Origin of the sequence: Erwinia mallotivora, from assembly GCF_000590885.1 — a bacterium.
Lineage (GTDB): Bacteria > Pseudomonadota > Gammaproteobacteria > Enterobacterales > Enterobacteriaceae > Erwinia > Erwinia mallotivora.
The window spans coordinates 71,693-88,942 of record NZ_JFHN01000065.1 but is presented as its reverse complement, the minus strand read 5'-3'; the positions used below and the strand labels follow the sequence as shown (position 1 = coordinate 88,942).

Genomic DNA, 17,250 nt, shown 5'->3' with positions numbered 1-17,250 from the left:
CGGCAAGCCTCGGGCAGGAGTGGAACGGCTTCGGGCAGGCGCTGTTTGTGCAGCCGCTCGACCTGGCCTGGCGTCAGGTGCTGGCCCCGGCCGCAGGCAGTCTCAATGCCCGCTGGCAGAGCACCATTGTCTCGCAGTGGAACTCCGCCTTTGCCGGACGCTATCCATTCAAGGCCACCGGTAGCGATGCCTCACTGCCACTGCTCGCTCAGTTCCTGCGTAGTGACTCCGGGCGAATCGCGGCATTTATCAAAACTAATCTCGGTGGCATCCTGCATCAGGAAGGCAGTCACTGGACAGTGGATCCGGCTGCCAGTCAGGGGATGAACATCAGCCCGGCGTTTCTTGCCGCCATTAATAAGCTTGCCGATATCTCGGATATCGTTTTTGCCCAAGGCGATGCCGGGGTGCATTTCGAGCTGATGGCCCGACCATCACGCGATGTGGCCCGTACCTGGCTGACGCTTGATGGTCAGAAACTGGATTACTTCAACCAGGTGGAAAGCTGGCAGAGTTTCATCTGGCCGGGCAACAGCTGGTATCCGGGTGTGGATCTGAGCTGGCGCTCAACCAGTGCCGAAATGCGCCTGTATGCAAGCCATCAGGGCAACTGGGGCTTCATCCGTCTGCTTGATAAGGCGCTGATTACCCCGCTCGACAGCAGCCGCACCCAACTGGTGTGGATCACGCCGGACGGCAACCCTCTGAAATTCATACTGCGCAGCGAACTCGGCGACGGCCCGCTGGCGCTGCTCAAAGTTCAGGGCTTCAGCCTGCCGCAGACCATTTTTTCCGTGGGCGAGACTGACAGCTCACTCACCTTTGCCGGAGACGAATAAATGGCGACTGCTGAAACACTCCTGACCCTGTGTCTGCCGGATGCAACCCAGCGTGCGGCACTGCTCGCCCGGAGCCGGGAAAGCCTCTCGCGGTGGTCGCCGTGGCTGACCGTACTTCCCTCCGGCCATGGTGCCGGGGATGACCCGACTTATGAGGATGGTTTCCAACTGATGCGCGAGGAAATCAACAAACTCTCCGGCACCGATACTGACGTGCTGTGCCGCCAGGCGGAATGCATTCTGACGCAACACGCTCGCGATATCCGGGTGGTGACCTGGTATGCCTTTGCCCGCCTGCTGCGTGACGGCGAGAGCGGGCTGACCGATGGCATCCTGCTGCTGACCGCCATGCTCCTTCAGACGGGGCAGCACTGCCATCCGCAGCGTAGCGCCGCCAGACGGGCAGCACTCGACTGGCTGAACAGTGAGAAAGTGCTCGATGCATTCATGCGCTGGCCGGATGTAACGCGGGAAGAGACCGCCAGAACGGCGGCGGCGCTGTGCCTGCTTGAGAATGCGCTGGAATTCTTCCCTGAGGCCGGGCGTCCTGCGTTTGCCGGTCTGCTGCGCACGCTGGAAACCCGCCTTGCCGGTAGCGGCGGGCTGGATACGCCTGTGGCCTCATCAGGTGTGACAGGGGCGACGGCAGGCGACAGGCGTATACCATCTTCTGATACAGCCGTGCCGCAAGCCGCTGCCGTTAAATCGGAAGTGGAACTGGTACGCCAGCTGCGCGTGCTGTCCGGCTGGGTGGTGGAGCAGCCACAGGGCTGGCTTGCCGCCCACCGGATGATGAAGGCCGCCCGCTGGGACCTGGTGACGCAACTACCGGCGCTGGATGCGAGCGGCATGACGCGTCTGCTGCCGCCGAAGGCCGACTACCGCGCCCAGCTTAAACGCCTGTACCTGCAACAAAGCTGGACTGAACTGGTAGAGCAGGTGGATGTGATGTTCACCGAGGGCGGTAATCGCTTCTGGCTCGATTTGCAGTGGTACCTCTGGCAGGGGCTGAGCCGGGCAGGTAGCCCCTGGGAGCAATGGGCAGAGTACATTGTGAGCGACCTGAAGCTGTTGCTGCAACGCCTGCCGGGACTGGAGACGCTCGCCTGGAATGACGGCACGCCGCTGGCTGATGAGGTGACGCTGAACTGGATTACTGAGACGGTCAACGATGAGATACCCGGATTAACTGACGAGCTGACAGTGGCCGCCGCCGCTCAGGCCGATGACATTCTGGCGCTGGAAGCGGAGGCGATGGAGAAGGGCGATAGCGATGGCCCGGAAGCCGCGCTGAGCTGGCTGCAAAGCCGACCGGACATGGCTTCTCCCCGCAGCCGCTGGCTACTCCGTCTGCTGATGGCGAAAGTGGCGGAGCAGTATGGCCGCAACGAGCTTGCCCTTCACCTGTTGGCAGAACTTACCGACAGCGCCCCGCAGCTGACGCTCAGCGAATGGGAGCCGGGACTGCTGTTTGACGTCCAGGCTCGCCGCCTGCGCCTGCTGCGCCTGAAGGCCGGTCGCAGTGAGAGCGACAAAGCCCGTTTCGCCCCGGAGATGGATGCGCTGCTTGCCGGGCTGATTGCCCTCGATCCGGCGCGTGCGATGGTGTTGTGCGGATAGCTTCTGCATTTTCTGCTCATTGTATTGATGACGTCCTTTTCTTTTTGATGATTTTTGTACTCAGGATCTCCGCTCATGGATGATTTAACCCTGCGCTATTATGAGGCTGAAATGCGCTACCTGCGCGAAGCCGGTAAAGAATTTGCCCGCGCCCATCCGGACCGGGCTGCCATGCTCAATCTGGATAAAAGCGGGGCGCGTGACCCGTATGTGGAGCGCCTGTTTGAGGGCTTCGCCTTCCTGATGGGCCGTCTGCGCGAAAAGCTGGATGATGACCTGCCGGAGCTGACCGAAGGGCTGGTGAGCCTGCTGTGGCCGCATTACATGCGCACCATCCCGTCGCTCTCCGTGGTGACATTTACGCCGGACTGGCGTCAGTTGCGTAAAATGGAACTGCTGGAAAACGGCTTCTCGGTGCTGTCGCGCCCGATCGGTCCCGATAACACGGTCTGCCAGTACCGCACCACCCGCGACGTGCCTTTGCAGCCGTTGCACCTGGCTGAGGCGCGCCTGCGGACCGAACCGAATGGCCGCGCCGTCATTCGCCTGCGCTTTGAGTGCCCGGATAAAGTGGACTGGTCGAAAGCCGGGATTGACAAGGTGGCCATTTATCTCGATGCCGACAGCCCTCTGGCTTCGGCCCTGCATCTGGCCCTGACCCGCAGGGTACAGGCGATGTATGTCCGCCACGATGAAACCTGCGCGGAACGGGTATACTTTGACGGCTGGTTTAAACCGATGGGCTTTGATGACGCTGACCGCCTGTGGCCGAAAGGCGACTCGGCCTTCAGTGGCTACCAGCTGCTGCTGGAGTATTTCAGCTTCCGCGAGAAATTTATGTTCGTGGAGCTTAAGGGGCTGGAGCTTGCCGGGCTGAGCGAGAAAACCACCTGGCTTGAGACCGATATCGTACTCGACGGCGGCTGGCCCTCAGACATGCCGTTTGAGACCGACAATTTCCGCCTGCACTGCGCCCCGGTCATTAACCTGTTTTCACTGGAAGCCGACCCGCTGACGCCGGATCCGTTGCAGAACGAATTCCTGCTGCGCCCGATGCGCGTGCAGGACGGCCATACCGAAATTTACAGCGTGGATGCCATTCATGGCGCGGTGAAAAACGGCAAACATCCTTATGTGCCGTTCACCAGTTTCCGCCACCGTGGCGGCATGATGCGCCACGATGCGCCGGAGCGTTACTTCCACACCCGCGTCAGGCGCGGCCCGTCGGGCCTGTACGATACCTGGCTTATTCTGGGTGGCCGTTCGTTCGAGATGGAGCAACTGTCACAGGCCCCGGAGCCACTCTCCATCCGTATCACCGCTACCAACGGTCAACTGCCGCGCCGTTCGCTCGAAAGCACCCTGCTTGACCGGGTGGTAAAGGCGGCCAGGGTGCCGGTCAGGGTGCTGAATCTGAAGGTGCCGACCCTGCCGCTGTACCCACCGTCGAACGACCGTTTCCACTGGCGGGTGATGAGCCATCTGGGCTCCAGTTTCCTCAGCATGATGGATAACCCGGAAGTGCTGCGTGGCACCCTGGCACTGTATGACTGGACCAATGACGAGATGAACCGCCGTCGCCTGGAGGCGATTGTGGCGGTGAAGCACACCCTTATCCGCCGCTTTGAGCAGGGCTTTATGCTGCGCGGGGTGGACATTGAAATCACCCTTAATGCGGACAATTTTGCCGGAGAGGGCGATGTCACCCTGTTTGGTGAAATGCTGCACCGCTTCTTTGCCCTCTATGCCGATGTCCACCTCTTCAATCAGCTCACACTGGTACTGCAACCCACAGGGAAACGACTGCGATGGAAAGAAAATCACAGCCAGCACATTCCAGGCTGACAGAGCGGCTTCGCGACGACATCTGGCGGGTTAATTTTTACCGCTTTTGTCAGCTGCTGGAACAGGAAAACCCGGATGCGCCGAAGCTTGGCAGTAGCGAGAAACTCTCAGCTGATCCGGTGCGCTTTCGCCCGTGGCCGGGAATGGGGTTCCCGGTTAGTGAACTGAAGGCGGTTGAAACCGACGAGGACAACCCTGAGCTGCCGCCGACGGTACGCACCACCTTCCTTGGGATGTACGGCGTGGACTCCCCGCTGCCGACAGCGTATCTCGATGATATCGCCCAGCGACGGGAAGGGCATGAAGCCACCACCACGTTTCTGGATATCTTCAGCCACCGTATCCACACCCAGTACTACCGTATCTGGCGCAAATATGCCTGGCCGGCAACCTTCGAGGCTGGCGGGGTGGACGACACCTCTCAGTGCCTGCTGGGGCTGGTTGGTCTTGGCATCCCGGGTACGGCAGAGCAGGTAGCCACCCCGGTTTCCCGCTTTCTGGCGCTGCTGGGCACCCTGCGCCTGCCTACCCGCAACGCCGAAGGGATGCGTCAACTGGTGAGCCTGCTGGCCCCGGAGACGCGCGCTACCGTTATCAGCCCGGACCCGGTGAGAGTTGCCGTAGAGAGCCGCAGCGGGCTGGGTAAAGCCAGCCGCGTATCCCTGTCACAGCGAGCCACGCTCGGCAAGACCGGGAAAGAAGCATGCAGTCGTATCCTGCTGATGCTGGCGACTGACAGCCCGCAGGAGGCGCAGGGCTGGCTGCCCGGTGGTCAGTTACACACCGACCTGATGGTGCTGCTGCGGGTATATATGGGGTATCGCTCTGATGTACGCCTGCGTCTCACCGTGCCGGTGAGTTGCCTGCCTGAACCCCGTCTGGGTAAGAGCAACCGGGTACAGCTGGGACGTACCGGCGTACTGGGTGTGAAGTGTGACCGTCCCGCGACCCGCACGCATCTGACCGTGAGCCTGGGCACCTGTGAAGGCCTGACCTGCGAGCCTCTGCTGCCTGCACAGCCTGGTGGTTACCGTTTTGACTGAAAGCCTGATACGCAATACCTGACACATCGAATACGCCCCTGTTTCTGAAAGCTGAAAAGGACGCCAAGAATGACTTTCGCTCCCCTGTCGCGCAGCGTCGCACTGATGCTGCTCTGTTCTCTGCTGACCGCATGTGGCCTGACCCAGACCGTATCGGACGGCACGGTCAGCGTAACCAGAGCCATTTTCTACAAAAAAATTAAAGTGCTGCACCTCGATTTTGAGCCCCGCGCGGCCATCAATGCCGATGAAAGCCAGACGCCGCTGGCAACCATGGTGCAGGTTTACCAGCTGAAAGACCGCCAGAAGGTGGATGCGGTGGATTATCAGAAACTGCTGCGCGATGCGGATAACACCCTGAAAGAGGACATCGTTGCCAGCAAGTCGCTGCTGGTGATGCCCAAAGGCAGCGTGACCCTCAATATGCTGATGAACGAAGAGGCGAAATTCGTGGCGGTGGTGGGGTTGTTTAACCGCCCGGATATGCGCAACAACAGCTGGAAGCTGGTGCTGAGCCTCGACGATCTCGACCCGGATAAGCCACGCACCATTGAACTCGGTAATGGCTGGATGACCCTGATCCCGGTGAAGGAGTAAGCCATGAACATCCCCCTCGATAACTGGCTGGCGCTGTTTGACGGACAGACCCGCTATCACCTTGAGATTAATGACAGCATCCTGAAGCCTGATGTGCTGAACTTTCGTGGACGCGAAGCGCTGAATGTCCCGTTCGAATGGCGGATTGCGTTCACCACGCCACAAAAAGGCATCACCCGCGAGGATGCGATGCTGAAATACGCCACCCTCAGCATGCTCAGTGGCAGGGTGGTGCAGGGCATTATCACCGGTTTTGAGGTGCTGAAAGAGACCGCCGACCAGACGCATTTTGCCGTCATACTTTCTTCGCGCCTGGCGCTGCTTGCCCACAGCCGCCGCTGTGCGCTGTACCAAAATGTCTCCGTACCGGAACTGGTGGAACAGATACTGCGCGCTCACGGGCTGGAAGGGTCGGATTTTGAGTTCCGGCTGGAGCGCACTTACCCGGAACGCGAACTGATTACCCAGTGGCGGGAAACTGACCTGGCGTTTATTCAGCGCATTCTGGCCGAAACTGGCATCTGGTTCCGCACCGGGGTCAACACCACCACCGGGCTGGACAGGGTGACCTTTGCCGACAGCCAGCGGCACTATCAGTTTGATGTCCACCTGCCGTACCGTGAGCCTTCCGCACTGTATGACGGCGCGGTGGAAGCGGTATGGGATGCGCGGGTCTGGCATCACACGGTGACCGGCAGCGTTTCCCTGCGGGATTACAACTACCGCATGGTCAGTACGCCAGTGGATGCGGCGGTCAGCGTCAGGAATGAGGCTGCCACCACCGGCGAACAGTACCGCTACCTGATACCCTGCCGTGACGCCGGGGATGACAGCCTCGCTGAGCCCGCGACTGAAAGCGGGGCGTTTTATGCGCGTATCCACCACGAACGTGAACTGAACGGGGCTATCCGCCTGCACCTGTTCAGCAATGCTAGCCATCTCACCCCGGGCATGGTACTGGAGACCGGTGACGGTGACGTGCCGGAGCTGAAAGACGGGATGGTGATTACGCTCACCACCTTCCGGGCTGCCCGCGACACCCGCCTGCACGTTTCGGTGTGGGGCATGCCGTACAGCGAAGGGTTCTGCTTCAGAGCTGCGCCTGCGCCCCGCCCGCTGATTGCCGGCACGCTGCCCGCCCGCGTCGAAAGCGATGAGCCGCACGACCCCTGTGCGCATCTGGATGAAACGGGGCGATACCTGGTGAGGCTGGACTTCAGCCGTGAAGAGGCGGAACGGGGCCGTAATGCCCTGTGGCTGCGCCTGGCGAGGCCGTGCGCGGGTGAAACCTGTGGCTGGCACATGCCGCTTATCGCCGGTACGGAAGTGGGCGTTGCCTTTGACGGCGGCGACCCGGACCGGCCGTATATCGCCCATGCCTTTCATGACGCTGAGCATGCGGACGTGGTCACCCGGGATAACCGCAGCCGGAACATCCTGCGCAGCACGGGGCAGAACGAACTGCGGATGGAAGACCGGCGTCAGGCAGAGCATATCGCGCTCAGCACGCCGTTCGGAGCTACGGCGCTGAACCAGGGGCATGTCGTTGATGCAGAGAATGAACCACGGGGCAGCGGTTTTGAGCTGCGAACCGATGAGTTCGGGGTGATTCGTGTGGCGAAGGGATTGCTGATTACCGCAGAGGGTCAGGTGAAGGCTGAAGGCGATGTGCTGAGTATGGATGAGGCCCTGAGGGATATTGAGGCCGGACATCAACATCTTGAACGTCTGGTGAATGCTGAGCGGCAGGCGCTGGCGCTGGAAGCTGACATTGCCCGTCAGATAGCGATGTTTAATGAACGCCTGAAACCACTTAATGAAGTCATTCACTTCACGGCACCAGAGGGTATGGCGTTTACCAGTGGTGAGCACCTGCAACTGGCCGCTGCTGAAATGTTGCCATCAATGCGGGCGGGGATATCAGACGGTCGCTGGGGAATACGCGGTTCTGGCAGGACAAAGCCTCGGATTGTTTGCCCAAAATGGCAAACTCAGTTTCATCTCCGACCAGGGACGGTACAGGTGCAGGCACAGAACGGTGGCCTGCATATAAGTGCGCGCAGAAACTGAGCATCAGCAGCATGAGAATCTTTTGCCGGTAAAAAGAAGGTGACGCTGATTGGCGGGGGCAGCTACGTCAGGATTGAGGCCGGAGGGATTGAGTACGGTACAGACATACGTACACCCGTAACGTTAAACGCACGCGTAACTTCGTCCTGAAGGTCAGGATATCGCTTTCCCACTGATGGGAACGTCTCACATTTATTCTGCGGTTTACCAGCTTCAGGATGAGCAGGGCAGGATACTTGCCGGCATGCCTTATCACCTGAAAACCCCTTCCGGGCAGGAGGCTACCGGTTTCAGCGATGCAGAAGGCCGGACCGTAGCGGTATATACCCGTGAGCAGGAAGCCGTAGACCTAGCGTCGGACAAGTCGCAGCCGGAAGAGTCCATGTGGTTTATCGGTGATGGCGACCAACAGCAACTGACAACCGAATTCAGGGAGGATGTGTAATGGAACTGCCCGATTTACCCGATACCCCGGGCGCAGACATCCCACAGGGACCAATAATCAGCCGTGGGACTGTACGAAAACCGGTGTTGAAATGGTTGAGAAACAATCACGTTTGCCGACGACCAGCAACCGCCAGTATTTACATATAAAGGTGGAGTACGCGATGCGTTTTCCACGGCTGTCGGCAGAAATCCGTCGCAACGGAAAAAGCTACCAGATGAGCCTGAAGCAACTGATGCTGAGTGGGCTTATTCGTGTGGATGAGATCGCCCACGATTACCGGTGGTGGTACAAAGCTGAAGTTCCGTTTGATATGCGCACTACTCCGCCACGCCCGTTTCTCAGCAGCACGTTACTGGTGGAAGGTGCAGGCAGGCGGCATACCACCAACCCTTTCCCGGTACCAGGAAAGGGTATTTACCGACGCCCGGATGTCATTATCGTAAAAAACATAAATGATCGCTGGCCGGGGCTCGCTGGCCCGGATGTGGAAGGCCAGATGCACGTTGATAACCTGGAACGTCTGGTGGAGGTAAAGTTTCCGGGGGACAAGCTTGGTCAGGATCAGTACGATGATTACATGATAATTGTCGGTCTTAAAAAAACTAAAATGACTATTTTAGAGATCCACGACTGCCGGCCCGAGGAGCAGCAGTGGAGCGACCAGGTGGTCAATGTGACGATGAAAGCCTGGAAGACCAGCGGGGCGAAATACTGGCCGCTGTTCCTGTACCCGCCCATTTTCACACCACGCCCACCTGCAACCCCGGTTCCTGCGAAAATTGAGCCCTGGACATATGCCAGGAAAGCTGTGGCAGACCTCAGTGAAGGGGCTGTCAACAATATTGCAGCCGGCTGGCATGTGCTGTCAGAAGAGATGCAGCAAAAGCTCAGCCAGGCCGCAGGCTGGCTGAACGACAGCGGAGAATGGGTATACTCCCAGGGGCATCAGGCATGGCGCTGGGTCAGCCAGACGGGACGCGCAGCGGCTTCATGGACGGATGAACAGCTTCGGGTAGCATGGCTTAAAATCCAGAAAGCCACTGATATGACGCTGGATATGCTGGAACAGGTCGACTGGGTGCAGGTACTGACGGATGTGGCTGTCACGGTTGGCGTGGTGCTTGTCACCGTAGGTGTGGGGGCGTTGGTGGTGACGTTAGGTGTCCCGGAAGCCCTGCTGGCCGCGTTTTTACTGATTATTCGGCTGGCGATAACTGCCTGGGAAGCGCTGGCAGCGGTTCTGGGAGCTGGAACCGTCGGTGCGCTGGCAATCCAATAAGGAATGATAATGGAACTGAATGATTTAGATCTGAATTATATCGAAAAGTGGCTGCCGGAAGCGTCCGTCAAGTACAAGGACGGTAGCCAGGCGGTGAATCTTGGGCTGATAATCACCATCTTTTTTAAAGATGGCCATTTGCCAAAAGTGCGTCAGAAAATGGTGGAGTGTGTGGATCGCTTTTATAGCGAATGTAAGCCTCATCTGAAGAAAACAGTATATAAGAAAAAATGGGTTGGGATTACGGAAAATAATTACCAGAAAAAAAGACAAAAAATTCTGGACTCAACGCCAGAAGAGGTTTTCTCATGGTATTTGGGTAGCTCCGAGAAAGACTATCATGCCCCTGATTATGAAATACTCATTATGGGGAAAAGGATATTTCATAACGACAGTAATCGTTCTGTTATTAAGCTGACATTTCCACTATCACTGTTAAAAGAGTCGGATGGTAAAGATCGTTACCAGTCCTGGTTGATTTGGCTATGTAATACTTTTGCCGTCGAAAGTGGTTATGCAGGGATATCTTTTATTCTTCCAGAAGAATTCCATCAGATGCTCCCTTACGAATACAAACTGGCCCAGCGCTTTCCGGGCGTGATGGTAGATTCTTTGGGGGCACTGGAGGGCGGTGAGGCAGTGAAGGGACTTAAAGGCCCTTGCTGGTATACCATTCTGGGCAATCCCTGGCTGGAAAAACTGGGCGGTACAGAGAAACTGGCTCACCGACTTAAGAACACTCCTGAGATTGAACTGCTGCCCTATAATGACGGGCTTATTCTTAAAGCCGGAGAACTACCGCCAGCTCTGGGTGAGGCGAAAACTGAAGAGCTACCTCCATTGCTGGTGAAAGTGAATCAGATAATAAAACCTATTCGTCAGGACGGGCATAACAGCTTACATTTCTACTCCGAACATGAAAACTTCCAGTTTGAGGAAGAATCCTCCATGGCATGGTTTGCTCGCTTCGATGAAGCCAGTGCCGCGCTGGATAAAGACGATGAAGGTAAGTCCCGGGAGCCGGTCAGGATCACCTGCTGGAGCGGTAAAAAATCCCCGTTTGATGGTCGATGGGCCACCATCATTAACGGAACGACGCAGTACACCCACACCCGCGCCGGGCAGATTATGCCGGAGTTTGAAGACAAGCATGGTCAGAAGCACCGCGCCAGCTGGTCACTGCTTGAACGTGATGATAAAGGCAGTGTGTTTATTGTTACTGATTCTGTCCGCTAATGTTGTTTCACGTCTCAGGGCCACAGCTGGCTGGCCCTGCTCGACGGACAGACACGTTATACGTTTGAGATAAATGACAGTCCCCTGAACTCCGGCGTGCTCAGCTTTTATGGTCGTGAGGTGTTGCACGCGTTAACCGGTACGCGAACTGATGGTTGACCCCTCATCAGGAGATAACAACATTTGCTGGATGCGCAAAGCTGAGTTCGACAAATTAACCAGTAAAGGTGACTGGCGGCGGCGTTTTGCAGTCTGGAAAAGCTGGAATGAAAACGGTGAATATGTGACCTATACCGTTCCGCCCGGGCAGCCGCTGAAGGTCTGGGAGGGGCGCGCAGCTACGCAGATTAATAGTGGAGCCCCTGAATATTCACTGGAAGGCGGAGCCGTGCAAATAGTGCTTGATCCGTCACAACTGAAAAAAGAGTTTACCGGCCCGCGTCAGAATACAGGCTGGGGCTATGGTGATGCGGCTAACGACCCGGTTTATCCGTATCAGGGATTACCAGAACTGGAAAATACCCATAACTGGTACGAATCAAAGGATAAAAACTAATGGCCGTATTACATCCTCAGGAATGTTATCTGCTGGAGAAGTTTATTTCACTGGAACATTACGCCGCCACGCGTGATGCGATTATTGCTTATATTGACGCGCATGAAGCCGCTTTTGGCCGCTATTTGCGGGAGATGCCGCGCAACAACCGCAGGCTCCCGCTCTGGCAGCAGGCTGATATGGTGTGGGGGAACCGGGTGATGCCCAATATTCGCCCAATGAGAGAGCGCTATATAAAAGCCTGTATCCTGCGTACTCATAATGATATTCAGGCATTTAATATCGGCCATGCCATGAGTAATATCCGTAAAGGCATTACCGAGTTTTGGGATGGCTGGATGACTAAAGAGGAGATTGGAAACATATCTGAGCTCGGAAGCATTGCGGCAGAATTGGATCGACAGCTCTCAGCCACAATTAGGGGGACTTGGGATGAAGGCGATTTAACATATGATGGTTGTGGGAATGATGGCTACGGTGTTTATAGTCGCAATGATATTCCATTGCAGATACCACGATACGAACTTGATACATCCGTTCGAATAGAGTTGGATGAAAACCCTGTCCAGACGGGAATTTATCTACCTGATATCGATTTTGCTCCAGCTCGTTTTATTCCTGCTGATTATGGTCAGCCCGCGTCTGCAATCCAGGGAATAACCCGTAGCGGTTATGTGGATAAAAGTGGGAAGCAAAGTTATAGCTGGGATGATTCTGAGTGGGCCAAAACAGGCTGGACGCTTATTCGCCGTATCGAAGGTGAGTTTATTGACGTTCCGCCAGAAGGTTTTTTCCCTGAAGGTAAACCGGATGAGCTTCATAACTGGCCTCAGCTTGAAAAGAAACTGTTGCAGAAAGAAAGGGAACGTATTACCTGCTGGAGCGGTGAAAAATCCCTGTTCGACGGTCAATGGGCCACCATCATTAACGGAACGACGCAGTACACCCACACCCGCGCCGGGCAGATTATGCCGGAGTTTGAAGACAAGCATGGTCAGAAGCACCGTGCCAGCTGGTCACTGCTGGAGAGGGATAATGGCGGCAGCGTTTTTGTCATCACTCCGGATAAGAGGAATTAATCATGTCGCGCAATCCCCCTCCCTTTACGAGATGCTTTACGGCAACTTTGTCGGGGATCCCGACCTTCAGCATATCAGTGAAGAAAATCAGGTCATCCTGTCGGTGCTGGATAATATGCAACGCATTCTGAACAGCCGCGCTGGGAGTCTGGCGCATTTACCAGACTACGGTCTGCCGGACATGACCACCATTCTGCAAGGGCTTCCCGGCACCGCGCATAAACTGATGTCGACACTGTCAGCCGTTTTATTGAAATATGAGCCGCGCCTGAGCTCTGTTGAGGTGGTGCTACTTGATCAGGAAATTCCTGGTGAGCTGCGCTATGCCATTGATGCCGAGCTAAATGGTGTTGGTCTGGTGCGTTACGGAACCGAGTTTATGCCCGAAGGGCGGGTCCTGTTGAGGCACCTGAAGCAACAGCAGTATCTCGACACGACAACTCGCATGTAAAGCCAGATAACACCATGTCAGATAAATTGCATTTTCTCCAAAACGACAGGCCAGACAGTCAGCCCCCGTTCTCATAGTCAGTAAGAATCAGGCTGAGTTTCGCCTGTGAAACATGCAGCTCCGGTTTTTGCTTGCTGTCCGTGTCCGGACTGGCTGCGACAATAACGTCTGGTGGGCCAGGCTTTGAGCCAACTTTCTACAGCAGAGGGCAGAAGACCCAGGTGGCTCGATTGAACGCCTGAAACAGCAGAGTGATGCTGCAAAAATTATCTGCTTCCCACTCTCCAGGTTTATTAAATGGATACCCTGTCATGAATGACACCCCTTCCCGACAACTGAAAACCGGCGGCGACCCGCGCACGCTGGCTGATTATGCTGCCCTGCGTGAAGAACTGAGTAAGCTTAAACATCCGGCGCGTCCGGATGTGAACTGGCATCATGCTGAAAAACTCTGCCTTTCTCTCTTCGAACAAAATGGCGTGGAGCTACAGACAGCAGCCTGGTATACCCTGGCACGTTCGCAACTGGCCGGATTGTTCGGGCTTAATGAAGGTCTGGCGATACTGGAGGCCCTGATAAACCATCAGCGGAGCGCACTCTGGCCGCAGTCGGTACATGCCCGCATGGCAATCCTCAGCAGTCTGAGCCAGCGTTTGCAGCAACGGATGCGCTCGCTCCCGCTCAATGACAACGACCTCAATCAGTTGTATCGGGCGGAGCAACTGCTTACCAGCCTGGCAGCGGTATTACAGCGTCTGGAGCTTAAACATCTCAGCCAGCTTGATACATTGCGTACCCTGGTGCACAACAATGCCGTTCGGCTGAAAAACAGCGATGACACAACCAGCACCGGGCCGGACATTCAGTCTGGTGTTGCGTTGCCTGCCAGCGTGATAAATGATGCGGCAGCACCCACGGGGGACCGTGCTGATAGTCCGCCTGACAGCGCAGTGAAGCGGGTGTATGTTGCGCAGCCACCGCGTCAGGCACATGCAGAAGTACTGGTGGCATTGCCTGCTCCGGTAAAAAAGTGGAAATCCTTCGCAGCCGGGATCTGTACCATGCTGATGATCAGCGCCGTTGCAGTATCGGGCTGGCATCTCCTCAACCGGCCTGATCCGCTACAGACTCAGCTTGCAGCTTCACTGGCCCCATTACCTGCACCTCTCACAGCAGAAGAGTCAGATGCGTTACGTCAGCGGACACGCTTGCCAAAGGACTTTATCGCCCGGACACAGCAGCAGCTTATCCGGCTGGAAAAATTACCTGCTGGCTGGAATATCATATACGCCAGAAAGCTCGCGGAACAGGCACAGGCACTGTGGCCGGATCAGGCTAAGCCTCTGATACAACAGTGGCAGCAACAGATAAATGCATCAGCACTGTCTGCGGATGCAATGAACGGTTGGCACGAAGGGATGCTCAGACTACAGGAGCTGACGAACCAGCTGAATGCACTGGATGGGCAGAAAGGAAGGTACATAACCGTCAGCGAGCTGAAAACACAGGTGTTTGCTGCAACCCGATCATTCAGCAAAACTGTGCCGGTTGAAGAACAGTTGCGGCAGATGAACATGCAGGAAAATCCCGAGATGATCCCCTCTGCGCAAAAAACGCTGACAGAGCAGCATTTGAAGCAGCTTATCACCAGCTATCTGGCGGTGACTTCAGGTCAGCAGGCCTGTTACCCTCATTCCTCATCGTGTTAAAACGCCACAGTGAAAGTATCCTGATCCGATGCTTTGCCTCTGTCTGTCAACAGTGTTTGCAACAGGGCTGCCGTGATGCTCAGACCGTTGATGGGGGCAGGCTGAAGAGCGTTGCCCGAGTAAACGGGTTGTAAAAAGGTCTGAGCCAGCTGATAAAACGGGGCCCGGCCTGACAGCCACGGGCATTACAGGAAAAGGTCAACGCGGCAATAGCTGCCATCCGGCTGCAAACAGCCGGATACCCTGAGCACCAGAGGGATTGAAAAAATAGCCTTAACTTAGTCGCCACCATTGCCGCCAGCTCCTCCTGCGCCGCCATTTCCTCCTGAACCATCAGCGGCGGCGTCTCCTCCTTTACCGCCATTTCCGCCGTTGCCACCCTTTGTGCCTGCGCCTGGAGCTCCGCCTTTTCCACCGTTCCCTGCATGATTACCATTGCCGTTTGCCCCATCTTTGCCGGCATGTGGCAATACAGGTTGACCCGTGGAAGTGCTGTTAGCAGTGTCATCAGCCTGAGCTGTCAAATAAAAGGGGGATATCACAGTGAAAATCAATGCGATTAACACAGAATCTATTTTGTGCAGTTTCATAAATGCTCCAGACAGAGGCTGTTTACTTCCCCCCTCGCACAACTTACCCCGGAGGGGAAATTATTAGATTAAATGGAAGATTCCCAGGGTTTTGCTTAATAAACACTGAGCTGCAACAAGAACGGATCTTTAATTTGCCATCTGTATCACGCCGATCATTTTTTAACCTGCTGCGTTATAAAGTTCCCGCCATAAACCGCCGATATTAACCTGTAGCCTGAAGGGCATTGCTTTTTTTTTGCGAAAAATCCACGTTGCAGCACGGGAAAGATAATCATGAAATTCAGCCGGGCATCTGTACGTACACAGCTTACAGTGGGATTTGCATCCCTTGTCGTTATGGTTCTTCTGATAGCATGTCTGGCGGTCAGGGCGCTTGTCGGTGCAAACGATACATTCAGAAACCATGTTGAACAGGTTTCGGCCAGAGAAAGTCTGGTGAATGCCATTCTGGGCGATGTAAAAACTAACTCGCTCGAAATATACGGACTGGTTCTGGTCAGTGAGCCTGCCGATATTGTGGCCGGTAAGGAGCTGGTTGCAGGTGCAGAAGCACGAATGGTGGCAGCCACTCAACAGTTGGAACAGGCTGTCAATTCTCAGGCGGATACCACAGAAAATGACAGAAACTTTGTTAATTCTATCGTTGAAGCTGAAAAGGTATACCGTCCTGTCGCAGGGCATATCATTTCTCTGGCTCTGGAAGAGAAAAAGGCTGAGGCGATCGACAGGCTAAACCGTGAGCTGCGGCCTGGGCTACAGATGCTTATCAAGGCTGCTGACGGTTATCTGGATTACAGCAAACAGCAGTCAGTTAAAAGACTGGAGAGCGCGCAGAAAACCTACCTGGCTACGCGGCTGGTGTTTATTTTTGTCAGCCTGGCCGCGCTAATCACCTCAGTACTACTCGGATGGATAATTATACGAACGCTACTTCGTGCGCTGGGTGAAGAACCCGCAACGCTTAAACAGGTTGTTCAACGTATTGCTGATGGCGATCTGAATCCTGTCCCCAATGCGACTCGGGCACCTGAGGGAAGCGTTCTTGCTGCATTAGGAATGATGCAAAACAATCTGGCTCAACTGATTAGCCAGGTCGCGAACTCAGCTGAGAATATTCTAAAAGCAGCGGAAGAAATTAATCAGGGGAATGAAGATCTCAGTCGTCGGACTGAAGCTCAGGCATCGGCGTTAGAGCAGACCTCGGCCAGTATGGAGCAACTGACGGCTACGGTTAAAAATAACGCTGCGAGTGCGCAGGAAGGCAATGACAGGGCCACCGGGGCATCTCAGACCGCACAGCGCGGTGGTGAGGTGGTGGCGCGGGTGGTGACTACCATGCAGGACATAGCCAGTAGTTCCGGGCAAATAACACAGATTATCAACGTTATTGAAGGCATCGCATTTCAGACCAATATTCTGGCACTCAATGCGGCGGTTGAGGCGGCCCGTGCTGGTGAACAGGGCAGGGGATTTGCGGTGGTTGCCGGTGAGGTTCGGAATCTGGCACAACGCAGTGCCCTCGCAGCGAAAGAGATAAAATCCCTGATAGATGATTCTGTGCTTCGGGTGAGTACAGGTTCCGGACTGGTGAGCAACGCGGGTAGCACTATGTCTGAAATCGTCAATGCCGTGAACAGTGTGACCACGCTGATGGCGGAAATTACCGTAGCCTCCAGGGAGCAACATACCGGGATTGAGCAGGTCAATAAAGCCGTTATACAAATGGATGAAGCCACTCAGCAGAATGCGGCGCTGGTCGAAGAAAGCAGTGCGGCCACCGCAAACCTTGAAGGGCAGGCCAGACTTCTGCTTCAGGAAATTGCCGCTTTTGATATATCGCGTGCGGGTGCCAGACCTCTCTCTCTTTCAGCTGTGAGCTAAGGAG

12 protein-coding genes and 2 pseudogenes are annotated in these 17,250 nt (G+C 55.8%); 13 read left to right on the top strand and 1 reads right to left on the bottom strand.

Going from position 1 to position 17,250, the window contains the following annotated elements; all coding sequences use genetic code 11:
- The 12 genes and pseudogenes from BG55_RS17505 to BG55_RS17445 all read left to right on the top strand — a co-directional run.
- The coding region (locus tag BG55_RS17505; protein ID WP_034940226.1) for a type VI secretion IcmF C-terminal domain-containing protein at positions 1-839 on the top strand (839 nt) is incomplete at its 5' end.
- Positions 840-2,459 carry a type VI secretion system protein TssA gene (gene tssA / locus BG55_RS17500; RefSeq protein WP_034940223.1) on the top strand — a complete coding sequence of 540 codons (1,620 nt, stop codon included), beginning with the start codon at positions 840-842 and terminating at the stop codon, positions 2,457-2,459.
- A 75-nt stretch (positions 2,460-2,534) separates the two neighbouring features.
- On the top strand, positions 2,535-4,304 hold the full coding sequence (tssF, locus tag BG55_RS17495) for a type VI secretion system baseplate subunit TssF (RefSeq protein WP_034940221.1): 1,770 nt from the start codon (positions 2,535-2,537) through the stop codon (positions 4,302-4,304).
- Positions 4,268-5,347 (top strand): type VI secretion system baseplate subunit TssG, encoded by a 1,080-nt coding sequence (tssG, locus tag BG55_RS17490; protein ID WP_034940219.1) that lies wholly within the window; start codon positions 4,268-4,270, stop codon positions 5,345-5,347. Before tssF ends, tssG begins: the two co-directional genes overlap by 37 nt.
- Before the next feature lie 69 nt (positions 5,348-5,416).
- Entirely contained in the window at positions 5,417-5,944 is a 528-nt protein-coding gene (gene tssJ / locus BG55_RS17485; RefSeq protein ID WP_034940215.1) for a type VI secretion system lipoprotein TssJ, read from the top strand.
- Positions 5,945-5,947: 3 nt separating this feature from the next.
- Positions 5,948-8,459 (top strand): annotated as a pseudogene (locus BG55_RS17480) (type VI secretion system Vgr family protein).
- Positions 8,459-9,741, top strand: a pseudogene (locus tag BG55_RS17470) (VRR-NUC domain-containing protein). Before BG55_RS17480 ends, BG55_RS17470 begins: the two co-directional pseudogenes overlap by 1 nt.
- A 9-nt stretch (positions 9,742-9,750) precedes the next feature.
- On the top strand, positions 9,751-10,977 hold the full coding sequence (locus tag BG55_RS17465) for a DUF3396 domain-containing protein (protein WP_034940207.1): 1,227 nt from the start codon (positions 9,751-9,753) through the stop codon (positions 10,975-10,977).
- A gap of 151 nt (positions 10,978-11,128) precedes the next feature.
- On the top strand, positions 11,129-11,533 hold the full coding sequence (locus BG55_RS17460; protein ID WP_034940205.1) for a hypothetical protein: 405 nt from the start codon (positions 11,129-11,131) through the stop codon (positions 11,531-11,533).
- Positions 11,533-12,612: a hypothetical protein gene (locus BG55_RS17455; protein WP_034940203.1), complete on the top strand. Its 1,080-nt coding sequence runs from the start codon at positions 11,533-11,535 to the stop codon at positions 12,610-12,612. The genes BG55_RS17460 and BG55_RS17455 overlap by 1 nt, the downstream gene beginning before the upstream one ends.
- The gene (tssE, locus tag BG55_RS17450; RefSeq protein WP_052018927.1) at positions 12,569-13,063 is read left to right on the top strand and encodes a type VI secretion system baseplate subunit TssE; all 495 of its coding nucleotides are present in this window, start codon (positions 12,569-12,571) and stop codon (positions 13,061-13,063) included. Before BG55_RS17455 ends, tssE begins: the two co-directional genes overlap by 44 nt.
- A 311-nt stretch (positions 13,064-13,374) precedes the next feature.
- Positions 13,375-14,772: a VasL domain-containing protein gene (locus BG55_RS17445; RefSeq protein ID WP_034940199.1), complete on the top strand. Its 1,398-nt coding sequence runs from the start codon at positions 13,375-13,377 to the stop codon at positions 14,770-14,772.
- Positions 14,773-14,851: 79 nt separating this feature from the next.
- On the opposite strand, the gene BG55_RS22910 is transcribed toward BG55_RS17445, so the two are convergent.
- Positions 14,852-15,280 carry a hypothetical protein gene (locus BG55_RS22910; protein WP_160170876.1) on the bottom strand — a complete coding sequence of 143 codons (429 nt, stop codon included), beginning with the start codon at positions 15,278-15,280 and terminating at the stop codon, positions 14,852-14,854.
- 358 nt (positions 15,281-15,638) lie between these two features.
- On the opposite strand from BG55_RS22910, the gene BG55_RS17435 reads away from it, so the two are divergent.
- The gene (locus BG55_RS17435; RefSeq protein WP_034940196.1) at positions 15,639-17,246 is read left to right on the top strand and encodes a methyl-accepting chemotaxis protein; all 1,608 of its coding nucleotides are present in this window, start codon (positions 15,639-15,641) and stop codon (positions 17,244-17,246) included.
- Positions 17,247-17,250: the final 4 nt, after the last annotated feature.